At 62.1% G+C, this 13,021-nt stretch carries 13 protein-coding genes and 1 pseudogene; 3 read left to right on the forward strand and 11 right to left on the reverse strand.

The features are described from left to right. Positions 1-48: 48 nt before the first annotated feature. Both HMPREF2792_RS10625 and HMPREF2792_RS10630 read right to left on the reverse strand, forming a co-directional pair. Entirely contained in the window at positions 49-1,710 is a 1,662-nt protein-coding gene (locus HMPREF2792_RS10625; RefSeq protein ID WP_070533483.1) for a DUF885 domain-containing protein, read from the reverse strand. A gap of 70 nt (positions 1,711-1,780) precedes the next feature. Then, positions 1,781-2,350 (reverse strand): LOG family protein, encoded by a 570-nt coding sequence (locus HMPREF2792_RS10630; protein WP_070533485.1) that lies wholly within the window; start codon positions 2,348-2,350, stop codon positions 1,781-1,783. A gap of 98 nt (positions 2,351-2,448) precedes the next feature. On the opposite strand from HMPREF2792_RS10630, the gene HMPREF2792_RS10635 reads away from it, so the two are divergent. After that, positions 2,449-3,525: an ROK family protein gene (locus tag HMPREF2792_RS10635; RefSeq protein WP_070533487.1), complete on the forward strand. Its 1,077-nt coding sequence runs from the start codon at positions 2,449-2,451 to the stop codon at positions 3,523-3,525. Here HMPREF2792_RS10635 and HMPREF2792_RS10640 read toward each other — a convergent pair. The 6 genes from HMPREF2792_RS10640 to amn all read right to left on the reverse strand — a co-directional run bounded on the left by HMPREF2792_RS10640 (position 3,522) and on the right by amn (position 8,507). Beyond that, positions 3,522-4,100 carry an HAD-IA family hydrolase gene (locus tag HMPREF2792_RS10640; RefSeq protein WP_070533490.1) on the reverse strand — a complete coding sequence of 193 codons (579 nt, stop codon included), beginning with the start codon at positions 4,098-4,100 and terminating at the stop codon, positions 3,522-3,524. The genes HMPREF2792_RS10635 and HMPREF2792_RS10640 overlap by 4 nt on opposite strands. Next, positions 4,033-4,428 (reverse strand): hypothetical protein, encoded by a 396-nt coding sequence (locus HMPREF2792_RS10645; protein ID WP_070525025.1) that lies wholly within the window; start codon positions 4,426-4,428, stop codon positions 4,033-4,035. The genes HMPREF2792_RS10640 and HMPREF2792_RS10645 overlap by 68 nt, the downstream gene beginning before the upstream one ends. A 63-nt stretch (positions 4,429-4,491) precedes the next feature. Beyond that, positions 4,492-4,974: a ferritin gene (locus HMPREF2792_RS10650; RefSeq protein ID WP_070520355.1), complete on the reverse strand. Its 483-nt coding sequence runs from the start codon at positions 4,972-4,974 to the stop codon at positions 4,492-4,494. A gap of 112 nt (positions 4,975-5,086) precedes the next feature. Then, complete coding sequence (locus HMPREF2792_RS10655; RefSeq protein ID WP_070533492.1) at positions 5,087-6,535, reverse strand: SulP family inorganic anion transporter; 1,449 nt, start codon at positions 6,533-6,535, stop codon at positions 5,087-5,089. Continuing rightward, positions 6,535-7,050, reverse strand: a complete 516-nt coding sequence (locus tag HMPREF2792_RS10660; protein WP_070520361.1) for a phosphoribosyltransferase — start codon at positions 7,048-7,050, stop codon at positions 6,535-6,537. The genes HMPREF2792_RS10655 and HMPREF2792_RS10660 overlap by 1 nt, the downstream gene beginning before the upstream one ends. Positions 7,051-7,103: 53 nt before the next feature. Then, the gene (gene amn, locus HMPREF2792_RS10665) at positions 7,104-8,507 is read right to left on the reverse strand and encodes an AMP nucleosidase (RefSeq protein ID WP_070520364.1); all 1,404 of its coding nucleotides are present in this window, start codon (positions 8,505-8,507) and stop codon (positions 7,104-7,106) included. 168 nt (positions 8,508-8,675) lie between these two features. On the opposite strand from amn, the gene HMPREF2792_RS10670 reads away from it, so the two are divergent. Further along, positions 8,676-9,425 carry an esterase/lipase family protein gene (locus HMPREF2792_RS10670; RefSeq protein WP_070533494.1) on the forward strand — a complete coding sequence of 250 codons (750 nt, stop codon included), beginning with the start codon at positions 8,676-8,678 and terminating at the stop codon, positions 9,423-9,425. Here the strand turns inward: HMPREF2792_RS10670 and HMPREF2792_RS10675 are convergent. From HMPREF2792_RS10675 to bioB, 3 genes and pseudogenes are all read right to left on the reverse strand, one after another. Beyond that, positions 9,422-10,346: pseudogene (locus tag HMPREF2792_RS10675) on the reverse strand (Sir2 family NAD-dependent protein deacetylase). The gene HMPREF2792_RS10670 and the pseudogene HMPREF2792_RS10675 overlap by 4 nt on opposite strands. 11 nt (positions 10,347-10,357) lie before the next feature. After that, the gene (locus HMPREF2792_RS10680) at positions 10,358-10,612 is read right to left on the reverse strand and encodes a biotin synthase auxiliary protein BsaP (RefSeq protein WP_070533496.1); all 255 of its coding nucleotides are present in this window, start codon (positions 10,610-10,612) and stop codon (positions 10,358-10,360) included. Continuing rightward, positions 10,612-11,592: a biotin synthase BioB gene (gene bioB / locus HMPREF2792_RS10685; RefSeq protein ID WP_070520377.1), complete on the reverse strand. Its 981-nt coding sequence runs from the start codon at positions 11,590-11,592 to the stop codon at positions 10,612-10,614. Before bioB ends, HMPREF2792_RS10680 begins: the two co-directional genes overlap by 1 nt. A 78-nt stretch (positions 11,593-11,670) precedes the next feature. Here bioB and HMPREF2792_RS10690 point away from each other — a divergent pair, with 78 nt between their 5' ends. Continuing rightward, positions 11,671-12,993, forward strand: coding sequence for a M20/M25/M40 family metallo-hydrolase (locus tag HMPREF2792_RS10690; protein WP_070520381.1), 1,323 nt, complete (start codon positions 11,671-11,673; stop codon positions 12,991-12,993). Positions 12,994-13,021: the final 28 nt, after the last annotated feature.

The raw sequence follows: 13,021 nt of genomic DNA on the forward strand, positions 1-13,021 counted from the left end.
AGAGTCAGGTGTGGATAAATCCAAGAGTCTAAGAAGCGACCTGGGGTTTTAGTCCAGAATTGTCTCACGCAGGATCGACATCGGCACAGAGCCTAGGGCCAATGCCTGGGAGTGGAAATCGCGTACTTCCATGCCCTGCTCCACCGCAGCGTCGCGGGTTTGCTGCCACAGGCGCTGGCCCAAGGCATAAGACGGAGCCTGACCCGGCCAACCCAGGTAGCGGGTGACCTCGAAGGAGAGGTTGGCATCATCCATCGCGGTGTTCTCACGCATGAAGGTCTTGACGTGGGACTTATCCCAGACACCGGAAGTGTTGCAATCCGGCAAAGGCTTACCCAAGTGGAGTCCGATGTCCACCACGACGCGGGCGGCGCGGAAACGTTGGGCGTCGAGAAGCCCCATGCGGAAACCTGGGTCATCCATGTAACCCAGCTCCGCCATGAGTGCTTCCGCGTAGAGAGCCCAGCCTTCACCATGGCCGGAGTTCCAGGTCACCGCGCGGCGCCACAGATTGAGGTCAGGCTGGGTCAGCGCGGCACCAATCTGCAGGTGGTGGCCCGGCGCGCCCTCATGGTGGACAGTGGTCAGCTCCTGCCAGGTGTGGAAAAGCTCCTGACCAGACGGTACGGACCACCACATGCGGCCGGGGCGGGAGAAGTCATCCGACGGCGAGGTGTAGAAGATACCGCCGGTGCCGGCCGGGTCGATGCAGCACTCGATTTCTTTAACGGCCTCCGGGATATCGAAGGCGGTGCCGTCGAGGTCCTTAATGACGCGATCCGCGGTGGACTGCATCCACTCCACCAGCGCGTCGGTGCCGTGGAGCTGGTAGCGCTCCTCCTCGTTGAGCTTGCGCATCGCGGCGCGGACCGTCACGTCGGAGCCGTAGAGCTCGTGGGCGATCTTTTCTTGTTCCGCCTTGATGGAACGCACCTGATCCAGGCCCCACTCATAAGCCTCATCGAGGTCCACGGCATCCCCGACGAAAAGCCTGGAGAAGCGCTCGTAGCGCTCCCGGCCCACCGCGTCCTGGGACGGAGCCTGCGGTTGCAGCTCGTTGGAAAGCCAATCGGCGAATTCGCCGAAGGCTTCCTTGGCCGCGTCCACCTCGGGGCCCTCCACACCAAGGTCCTCGAGCATGGAGCCGGCGTCGGCAAGCCGCTCACTCTGCACGAATACTTCCGAGATCTGGCGTTGGGGCGCCACCATGCCACGCGACGCCGCCTCGGTGAGGGACTCCTTGTAGCCGCTGAGGGATGCCGGCACCTTCGACAGGCGCGAGCGCAGGGCGTCGAGCTGTTCCGGGGTGTCCTTCGGCATGAGCATCAGGGTGTCGCGGATGGTCTGCACCGGCGAGGCAATGTTGTTAAGACAACGGATGTCCTCACCAGCATGGTGCAGGTCAAGATCCAGGCAGAGACGGTCGCGCAGGACGGCGGCGGTGACGTAGTCCACCTCGTCGAAATCGTCGTCATCGTCGGATTCGTCGGTGGTGTCATCGAGTGCATCGAGATCCGCCATCATCTCACGGGTGCGATCCGCCACGGAGGAGTAGTACTCCGGGGAGAAATCCTCCAGCTCCCCATCGAAGCCGGGGATTCCCCACGCGGTGGCATCGGTGGGCGTGAGCTGCGCGAGGTCGTGGACGAAGTTATCGCACGACGCGTCCAGCAGCGAAGGCTGGCGCTCTGCGTTCTGGTCAAAACTCATAAGGGCGAAGTCTAACGAAGATCTGGGGCTTTGGGCCAACCCGGCGCCGCCTTATTTACCAGGTTGTTAGCTAATTGTTGCTCCACTTGCTACCCGGGCTCACCCAGGATGCGAATTCGTTCAGCACTTCAGCTGCATCGGCATTGACCACGAGCGCATCGAGGAAGCGTTTTTGAACAAACCCCTCCTGCACCATTGCGGAGTACATTTTTGTAAACGGCTGCCAGTAGCCGTTCACGTCTACGAGTCCCACCGGGCCATCGATGTTCCCCAACTGCTGCAAGGTGAGGACCTCGGTGAGCTCCTCCAAGGTCCCCACGCCACCCGGCAGGCACACGAAGGCATCGGCGAGCTCCTCCATGCGCGTCTTGCGCTGGGCCATGGTGTCGACCACCTCGAGCTGGGTTACCCGCTGGTGGGAAAGCTCGTAATCGACGAGCTGGCGCGGGATTACTCCAATGACGGTTCCGCCGGCGGCAAGGCAGGAGTCCGCAACGATACCCATCAGGCCTACGTCACCACCGCCATAGACCAGGGTGAGGTTTCGGCGCGCGAGCTCCTCCCCCAAATGGTGCGCGGCGTGGCTATAGGCCTCAGAGTTTCCGGCGGCGGAGCCGCAGTACACAGCAACAGAATCCATGGGTATCACTCTATCGCAGGAGCATTTCTAGACCATGATGTCTACTGAATCCCAATTTCTATTAGACAATGCGGTCTGGTGAATTTATACTTGACGCCATGATTAAATCCGGTCCCGTGTTCACGCGCCCCCGCACCCCAGCGGCGAAGTGCCTCCACATCATTCGACTCAACCCCGTTGTCACCCGCAGTGAACTTGTCGAAGCCACGGGACTCTCCCAGCCCACAATCACCCGCGCCACCGCCGCGCTTTTGGGTGCTGGGCTGATCCACCAGCGCACGGATTTGACGCAGTCCCGCGGTCGCGGGCGCCCCACAGTGCCCTTGGAGGTAGCGGATAATGACTGGATGCTGGCCGGCATTGCCGTCGGTACCGCCTTTACCCACATCGCCTTCTTTGACACGCAGGGACGCACGCTCCGCGAGGAAGACGTGGCTACACCGGTTTCTCGCCTGAGCGCGAGTGACGTCATCGAGCACATCATCGCTGGCGTTAATCGCCTCATGGCCGGCCTGGATCGCCGCTTGGTGTCAGTCGGCGTGACCACCTCCGGCAGCGTCAACGAGGCCGGGCGCATCACCGCCCACAACCTGGGGTGGGACGAAATGGACATCGCCAGCCGCCTGGAGTATCAGTTCGGTGTTCCGGTAGTTGTATCTTCCGTCATCCCGGCCATCCTCGGCTCAGAGACGCAGTCGACGGAGATGGGAGCGGAGAAGCCCGTCATGGTGCTCTACGCGGATGACTCCGTTGGCGCGGCGCTCACAGTCGGCGATGAGATCGTGCAGCTCGACATCGATGACCCTGACTCTCTCGCTACGCAGGCGGTGCTCGATGTGACAGGTGAGGAGTCTTTCCCAGACGTGGTTGCGAACGCTGACGATGAGACGCGAGCGCTTCTCGACGACCGCGCACGCTCCCTCGGCGCCACCGCCGCTGAGCTTTTGGCTGAGTACAAACCGGACACTCTCGTGGTAGCCGGCGGTGCTTTCTCAGATGATCCGGCAGCGCCAAAGCTCTTTGCTTCCGCTGTACGCCAAGCCACCGACCACCCGGTTGAGCTGCGCATGGTTCCCTCGCACACTGAGATTGTTCGCGCCTGCACCCGCGCTGTGGCGCTGGATCCGCTGCTGCGCGTGCCGCTCGATCTCGGCCGCGAGGCCAAGGCTGCCTAAAAGGGGATTGAAGTAATTCCCGTAAAAAGGTGGGCCTTGAGCCCAAGGTGCTGGGCGCCGGCGACGAAGTCCGGCCGATCGTCGAAGAAGTGGGTGTCCTTGGCCTGGGCCCCGAGGGCATCCACGGCCACGAGGTAGGCTTCCGGATCCGGCTTGGCCACCCCGATATCGCAGCTCAGCGTCACGGCGGCGCATTCTTCCAGCCAAGGCTGCGTCTGGCGGATCCTGGTTCCCAATGCCGCTGGCACATTCGCCAGGATGCCAACACTATGGCCTTGGCCAATAAACCCTAGGACCGCACGAACCATTTCTTCGTCGGCTACCAGCAGGTGCTCGGTATCCAATTCGATGGCGTGACTGACATCAAAAGGAGCGAGACCGGCCAGCGCGCGAATGCGGCCCCAGTATTGCGCATCGCTCAGGTGCCCAGCGTCATATGCAGGGCGAAACTCCTCATAAAGAGACCAAAAGTGCTCTACATTGTCGGGACGGAGGTAATCCTCCAGCTCAGCGTTCCCGACGGGCGTAGCTGACCGCATGAGCACGCCGTAGAGGTCGAAGAGCAAAGTGGCCATGCGCCCAGTGTAGCCAGACCGCAAGAGCGCCAGTCAGCGTGCCCGCTACGAAGAGCGGAAGCGATAGTGTGCCATGCGCCCACAGCGTCGAGGTTGCCCCCACGAGGAATAGCCCGCCCACGCTAAACAGGGAGCGGCTCAGCGCCGTCGCCGCCGCGGCGGCGCACAATAAGAGGGCAAGCCCGGCAAACGGGCCGAGCATCACCGCGAGGGCGAAGAAAAAGGTTCCCAGAGCCATGTTGGTTGCCGCCAGCCACATGCCACCGACCAATGCAATCGCTAGCCCGGCAAGGGCACCGCAGATGAGCATGAGGCGCGTTGTAGTCATAAAAAAATTCTCCCACCAACCGCAGGGGGCCGTGGGAGAATCCGCGCAAACTATATGGCTTCGTTACCGTTGCGCCAGCGAGCCATCGACGCGCAGCAGGCCAGAACCGTCATTGCCCACCAGCTTGAGCTGGTCAATGATCTCAGACACGGAGGACTCTTCCTCAACCTGCTCCTCGAGGAACCAGTTGATGAGACCACGGGAATCCAGGTCCCCAGCCGCATCTGCGGTGCGGGCGATCTCTCGGATCTGCTCCGAGACCTTCTGCTCATGCGCGAGGGATGCCTCAAAAGCATCGAGCGGGGTGGCGGCCTTGACGGAGCCGACCTGGATATCCTCCAGCTCGACGCGGTAGCCGCGGTCCAACAGGTGCTCGGCGAACTTCTGTGCGTGCTCGCGCTCTTCCTCTGCCTGCTTGAAGAACCAATCGCGCATGCCTGGGAAGGACAGGTTGTCCATCTCGTAGGCCAGCTGAGTGTAAATCAGGGCTGCGCCGTGCTCATTATTGACCTGGGCGTTGAGGAGCGTTTGCAGTTTCTCATCCATAAGAGTTATTCCTTTCGTGTGTTGTTCCCACAATACAGAAAAAAATCGGGCGCGCTAGCAAGGTGATCTTAAGCAAACTCGCACGTCATAACACTTTTTCTGGTAGGTTTACCTAACCCAAATCTGAGATCCGCTGGTAACGCGCGAGGCTAACACCATCAAGGCCCCGGAATTCCACCGCTATTCCACGGCTTGCGTACTTGCTCTGGACGGAATCGAGTACAGCCACGGTCGAAGCGTCCCAAATATCGGCCTCGGAGAAATCCACGATGACCTTCTCCACCGGCAGGGTGTAGTCGAAGGCGTAGACCAGATCATTGGAAGAGGCGAAGAAGAGCTGGCCGCGCACAGTGTAGACGTTGCCCTCTAGCTCCACCGACACGAGGTGGGCGACGCGGCGTGCAAAGGCCACCGAGGCAGTGAGCACACCGAGGATCACACCGACCGCCAGGTTATTCGTGGCCAAGGTGCCAATCACCGTCACCAGCATGACGAGGGTTTCGCTCAGAGGCATGCGGTGAATCGTGCGCACCGAGCGCCAATCCACGGTGTGGAAGGACACCATAAACATGACCGCCACAAGAGCAGCCATGGGGATTTTCCCTACGGTGTCCCCCAACACGAGGATGAGGATAAGGAGGAAGACGCCGGCGAGGAACGTCGACAAGCGCGTGCGTGCCTGCGATTCCTTGACGTTAATCATGGTCTGGCCAATCATCGCGCACACGCCCATGCCGCCGATGGCAGCGGCGAGCATGTTGCCGATGCCCTGGCCCACGGATTCGCGCGTTTTATCGGAGTGGGTATCCGTGAGGTCGTCGACAAGCTTGGCGGTGAGCAGGGATTCCATGAGTCCGACGAGTGCCACCCCCAGTGCATAGGGAAGGCAGAGGAGGAGGGTGTCCTTCGTCCACGGGATATCCGGAATGACGAAACCGGGCAGGGAGGTCGGCAGCTCGCCTTGATCCGCGACGTCGGGAACCTGCCAGCCGAAAATCACAGTCAACATGGTGACAACCACGATCGCCACGAGGGGCGCGGGGATTACCGTGGTGATGCGCGGCCACACCACCATGATGACGAGGCCCAGAGCAACGAGAGGATAGACCAGCCACGGCACCTGCCACAGGTGACCCAGCTGCGCGGTGAACATGAGGATGCCCAGCGCGTTGACGAAACCCAGCATGACGCTGCGGGGGATGAAACGCATGAGCTTGGCGACGCCCAGCATTGCCATCACTACTTGCAGGATGCCCGCCATCCAGATGGTCAGGAGCACGTACTGCAGGCCATGCTCGTGGGCCAGGGGCGCGATAACCACGGCGACAGAACCAGCTGCAGCGGAGATCATGGCTGGGCGCCCGCCAGTGATGGCGATGGACATCGCCATGATGACGGAGGCGAAGAGCCCCACCTTGGGGTCGAGCCCGGCGAGGATGGAGAAACTTAAGACTTCCGGGATGAGGGCCAGCGCAACAGCAAGCCCGCCAAACACCTCCTTGCGGAAGCGGGCGGGCGAGCTGAAGGCCGCGCGGAAAGAACCGGCGGAACGGTCAGACATTAGTGGCCGTCTTTGAAGGAACCATCGCGGGTGATGACCGGCAGGACCGACCAGGCAAAGTTGATCCACTGGTCGGTCTTCTTCCACGAGAAGTCCGGCTCAAAAATGGTGGTCGGCTTGGTGTAGATGACGGCGGACTTGACCTCGGAGGCGGTCTGCTCGAGCAGGTTGACCACGAGGTCGAGGGTCTTGCCGGAATCCGCTACGTCATCGACGACGAGGACCTTCTTGTCCTTGAGCGAATCCGTATCCAGCTGCGGGTTAAGGAGAATCGGCTCCGGCAAGGTCTCACCGATATCGGTGTAGAACTCCACGTTGATAGCGCCCATTTCTTTGACGCCGATGGCGTAGCCAATGGCGCCTGCAGGGATCAGGCCTCCGCGGGCCACGCCCACGATGAGGTCCGGGAACCAGCCCGAATCCACGATTTGTTGCGAAAGGTAGCGGCTGGCCTCACCGAAGACCTCCCACGTCAGGTTCTCGCGTTCCGGGTTCCACCACTCCGGGGTGCTCATCGTCTAGGTCTCCTTCGCCAGATTGTGCATTTCCCTCAGTCTAATCATCTACCTCAGCGGAACGGAACCTCCGCCACCGTTCGGCGCAGTTTGCGGGTGCGCAGCCGCTCCGGATTCTCCGCCAAGGCCTCCACCGCGCGCACCGCACACATGACGTGGGCTTCCTTCGAGTTCGAGTAAAAGGCCTGCGCTTGGGCGGGAAGCTTGGGCACGGCGTGCAAAGGTAGATCGGAGACCGACAGCAGCGTGCCGTAGGGGATGCGGTAGCGGTAGCCGTTGGCGGCCAGCGTGCAGGATTCCATGTCCACGGCCACCGCGGTAGAGTGGCGCAGCCATTCCCACAAGTCCCGGGAGGTGCGCCACTCCCAGTTGCGGTCATCGGTGGAGAGCACCGTGCCGGTGCGCATGAGCGAATTGTCTTTCCCATAGACCTCTTCGACGGCGGCCTCCAGCATGCGCTGGATTTCTGGAATGGCGGGAATCGGGTTGCTGGTGGTGACGGTGCCGTCGAGGATGTGGTCCTCGCGCTGGTAGGCGTTGCCCAGAATGAGGTCGCCGATGCGCATGCGGCCATCGAGCCCTGCGCAGTGGCCGATCATGATCCAGGCCTCCGGGCGCAGGACCGCCAAGCAGTCCGTAATGGTCTTGGCGTTAGAGGGGCCCACACCGATATTGATCATGGTGATGCCATCTCCGCCGGCGGTGATGAGATCAAAACGGGGCATCTGGTAGCGGGAGGTGAGGGTGAGCTCGTCGACGTCGAGAAGCACCGCGTCATTGGAGTGGATGGTCTCCCCCGTGGGCAACACGAGCGCGGTATAGCGTGAATCCTCACGTGAGAGTTCGCGCAGGCCGAACTTAACGAACTCGGTGGTGTGCATGGCGTAGTTGGTGAACAGGATGTACTTCTGCACGGTGTCCACCTCGATACCGGTGTAGTGCTCGATGCGAGCACAGGCGATGTCGAAGCGCTGCGGGCCGAAGTGGAACAGCGGCTTTTCTTTCCCGTGAAAGGCCTTCCAGGCGCCGTCAACGATCCCGTCATGAACCGCATCGAGGGTGGGCCGGGGTATATCGCCGCGGTCCTGGGGAATTTCTGTAATCCCCCGGATATATTCCGGCGGGATGCGCTCATCCGATTGACCGACGTAGATATCGCAGGGGTAGTTATTGGTGAGCCGCGTGAGCTGCTCCGTGAGGTAACTACGAATCAGCCATGGTTTTGATATCACTGCCGAGTAGCGGCCCTCTTGGTCCACGTAGCCGAAGGGCTCAGAGCGGTCGATGGGTGTCCATTGGCGGATATCCACGGTGATCTTCGGGTAGACCACGTGGCGGTAGGCGTCGTGGTCCCCCGAGGCGAGAGCGTGACGTGCCAGCTCGCAGGAACTGTCATAGAGCTCGCTGAGGCGGGAAATCGCTTCATTGACGGAGTGGACATGCTGCAGGTCGGTCATGCTCGCGAGTGTATCCATGAAAGAAGCCCGCCGCGGTGAGGCGGCGGGCTCTATCCCCATGACTAATCCGGTAACGCGTGCGGTGTGGAGCTCACCGCCCGGCCCGTATTAGGCAAGCCTTAGCTTAGTAAAAAAGTTGGAGGGGCGTCAAGGGTAAACTGCAATCCCATGACCACACTCCCCCTCGGTGCCCGCAGGCGGACGCGAGGCGTGTGCGAAGACGACTGGTCCGCGCGCCCCACCGCCGAACGACCCTGGCCGGTTATTTTGATCCACGGAACCTGCGACAGCAAAGGCGTCTGGCAAGTCCTCGCAGACATGCTCCGCGCCGCTGGCTGGGCCACCTTCGCCCCTGACTACGGGACCCGCGCCACCGCTCCCCTGCAGGAATCCGCCCGGCAGCTCGACGCCTACATCAACGCCGTCCTTGCCGTCACCGGCGCGGAAAAGGTGATCCTCGTGGGGCATTCACAAGGTGGGTTATTGGCTCGCTATTGGATGCGCATGCATAACGGTGCCGATTACGTTCGGCACGTTGTCTGCATCAGTGCGCCCAACCACGGCACGACCCAGGGCGGAATTGCCAGCCCCCTCTTCCGTGGCGAGCGCCAGGAGGAGGTCGTGCGCACGCTTATCGACGGCTGGTTTGGCCCCGCCGGCATGCAGCAAGTAGTCGGCAGCGAGGTCGTGGAGGCCACGAACCGCGGCAGTGAGGTCGAACCCGGTGTGAGCTATACGTGCATCGCCACGCGCTCCGATGCCGTCGTGGTTCCACCCAATACCTGCTTCCTCAACGGCCCTCAGGTGCGCAACATTTACATCCAGGACATCGAGCGCCGCGCGATAATCCGCCACGAAGACATGCCCTTGGACAAGCGGGTATGCCACGTGGTGCTCGAAGAACTGGAGCAACTCTAGAGTTCTAGCTCATCCAGGATCGCGTCGAAAGCCGGGCCCACCTGGGTGCGCCACAGGGTGTCGACGCGATCGTCGGCGCGTCCCGGGCCACCGTTGATGGTGGCCACGCGCTTGCCCTGTTTTCTTGGCCTCTAGGACGAACCGAAAGCCGCTCATCACCGCCAGCGAAGAACCGGCAACGAGCACCGAGTCCGCCGCGTTGACCATCGCATAGGCGGCGTCCTTTTTGTATGTAGGCACTGGCTCACCGAAATAGACCACGTCTGGCTTCAGGCGCTGGGAGCCGCACCGCACGCAGCCGGGCATGACGAATTCTTCCACTGCTTCCTCGCTGAGGGCGACGTCGCCGTCGGGGTTGACGTCGTCCTTGTTGACTGCCCAGCGTTGGAGGTACGTCGGGTTGGCTGTGGCCGCGCGGGCATCGTAGTCCGCGCGTGCTTCTTCGTATCCGCAGCTCAAGCACACGACGTGTTGCATGTCCCCATGCAGGGCGATGAGGTTGCGCTGCCCAGCTTCCTCGTGCAGGCCATCAACGTTCTGCGTGACAACGCCCGTGAGAAGCCCGGCGCGCTCGAGTTCGACCAAGGCGTAGTGCGTGCGGTTGGGGTGTGCGGCCTGCATGACCCGCCAGCCCACGAAAGCACGGGCCCAGTAGCGGTGGGAGGCCTGCGGGTCGTGGAGAAATTCCTGGTAGGTCATGGGGCGGTGCCGGCTGAGGGAGCCATTCGGGCCACGGTAGTCCGGCACGCCTGATTCCGTAGATACACCTGCTCCCGTGAGGACCATGACGTTGCCATGGCGCAGTTGCTCGGCGACGGCGTTCAACGCTTGTTGTGGAGGCGTCGGGGTCGCAATCTCGGTGACGACGCGGGAAATCGAGCGCAGCGCAGACTGATGGGCGTGGGCAACAGCGGGATCCATGGTGCCCCAGCTTACGGAAGTGCCTCCTCATAAAGGTGATCCGAGTCGAGCTTGCCGTGCCGCGAACAGCGCGCGTTCCAACCATCCGGGCGCACCTGCACCACCATGCGGCGCCCGCACAACTGGCAATAGCGCGGGACGTCCAGGCCGGCCGCGGCTGCCGGGTGCAAGGTGAATTCCTCGCTCAGTGGTTTCCCAGTGTTGGGGTGAAACAGTGGCTCCTCGCCGGCGAGTACGGCAGCGGCCAGCTCCGTCGAATTGTTCATCAGAGGGCCTTGATAGGCAGGTCGATGCGGCCGAGCATGTCGACGTCCTTCTCGATCTGCTTGCCCAGCGTGGTCAGGTAGTTTCCGGCGATGATGGCGTTGATGCCGCCGAGGAGGCCCTTTTCGGTGCCGTCGTCACCGAGGGAGAGCTCACGGCCGCCTGCAAAACGGAGGGTCACGGACGGCATAGCCAGGCGGAAGGCGGCCACGGCGCGCAGCGCCTCACCGAGCGGGACCAGCGGGTAGTCCGCGAATGGTGTGCCCGGGCGCGGGTCAAGGAAGTTCATCGGCACCTCGCAGGGCTCGATCTGGGCCAGCTGGTAAGCGAACTCGGCGCGGTCTTCTAGTGATTCGCCCATTCCGATGATGCCGCCGGAGCAGACTTCCATGCCGACTGCACGGACGTTCTCGAGGGTCTCTTTGCGCTCCTCCCAGGTATGCGTGGTGACCACGTTGGGGAAGAAAGACTTGGAGGTCTCCAGGTTGTGGTTGTAGCGCTGGGCGCCCATGTCCTTGAGGCGCTGCGCTTGCTCGCGGGTCAGGGTTCCGAGCGAGAGGGAGATCTCGATGTCCACTTCGTCGAGGATGGCCGGAATGGCCTCGGCAACCTGGGACAGGAGGTTCTCATCTGGGGCTTTGACCGCAGCCACGATGCAGAACTCCGTCGCACCCGTCTTGGCCGTCTTCTTGGCGGCCTCCACCAGCTCCGGGATGTTGAGGCGCGCGGCGCGTACGGGAGAATCAAACAGGCCCGACTGCGAGCAGAAGTGGCAATCCTCCGGGCAGCCGCCGGTCTTAATGGAGATGATGCCTTCCACTGACACGTCCGGGCCACACCACTTGAGGCGGGTCTTGTGGGCGATGTCCGCGATCTCTTCCAGCTGCTCATCCGGGATCTGGAGGACCTGCAGTAGTTCTTCTTCGTTGAGGCCGATGCCCTGCTCCAGGGCCTTCTCGCGTGCGATGTCTACGATGCTCATGCGGGAAACATTACTTGAACACCGTTCAAGTTGTGGTAAATCTGCCGGTTTCATGTAGTCCGGGCTACCCTTTAGGCCATGGATTCCACGCTCTACGACGACACCCTCGCACTGCTTCAGCAGCTCATTCGCAATGCCTGCGTCAATGACCTCACTCCGGATTCCGGCCACGAGGTCCGCAATGCCGACACGTTGGAGCGGTTTTTCGCAGGCACCCCGGTGGAGATTCAACGCTATGAATCGCACCCGGGCCGCGTCACCATCGTGGTGACCGTTCCGGGTGACCCGGACAAGGAGCCGCTCACGCTCATGGGCCACACCGACGTCGTGCCCGTCGACGAGCCCAAGTGGACCAAGCCACCTTTCGACGCCGTCATCGAAGATGGCAAGCTCTACGGCCGCGGCGCGGTGGACATGCTCTTTATTACGGCGACGATGGCGGCGGTGACTCGCGATGTCGCTCAGCGCGGCAACCCCGGCGGCACCCTGGCCTTTGTCGGCATGGCCGACGAGGAGGCCCGCGGCGGCTTGGGCTCCATCTGGATGGATAAGCACCACCCGGAGGCCTACTCGGTGCGCAACTGCCTCTCGGAAACCGGCGGCAGCCACCTGCCCGGCGCGCTCGGCTTCAACGTCGGTGAGAAGGGCGCGGGCCAGCGCCGTCTGCACGTGCACGGCGATGCCGGCCATGGCTCCACGCCGTTTGGGAAGGACTTTGCCATCGTCAAAATCGGTGAGGTTGCTCGCCGCATCGCCGCCGCCGAGCCACCCGTGGCCACGGATGAGGTGTGGCAGGGATTCGTCAAGACCTTCCGCTTCGACCCCGCAACGGAGGCAGCGCTTCTCGACGGCTCCGCTACCGCGGCCGACTATGAAAAGTTCGGTAGTTTGTCCGCCTACGCTCACGCCTTCTCGCACACGACAATTGCCCAAACTGTCCTGCGCGCGGGTGGCGCCATCAACGTGCTGCCTTCCCACGCCTACCTGGAGATGGATATCCGCCCCTTCCCTGGCCAGACCCAGGAGGAGCTCGACGAGTTCCTGCGTGAGGCCCTCGGCGATATGGCCGACGAAGTAGAGATCGAGCACCTTATTACGGAGGACGCCACACAGTCCTCCACCGATACTGAACTGTGGCGCTGCATCGAGGAGACCGCCCACGAATTTTTTCCGGATAAGGAGGTGCTGCCGGTGCTGGCGACGGGTGGTTCCGACCTGCGCGTGGCGCGTCGCCGCGGCGGCAACGCCTATGGCTTCGCGCTGCATGCGGAGGATCGGGATATGGCCAGCGCAAACTCGCAGCTGCACAGCCACGACGAACACCTCTACCTGGAAGACTTGGATTTGACTGTGAAGGCGTATTTTTCGCTGGTAAATCGTTTCTTAGGAAGCGAGCACTAACGCAAACGTGTAAAAGCTGTGGCACAAT

Origin of the sequence: Corynebacterium sp. HMSC068H04 (assembly GCF_001811255.1) — a bacterium.
GTDB classification, from domain to species: Bacteria; Actinomycetota; Actinomycetes; order Mycobacteriales; family Mycobacteriaceae; genus Corynebacterium; species Corynebacterium hesseae.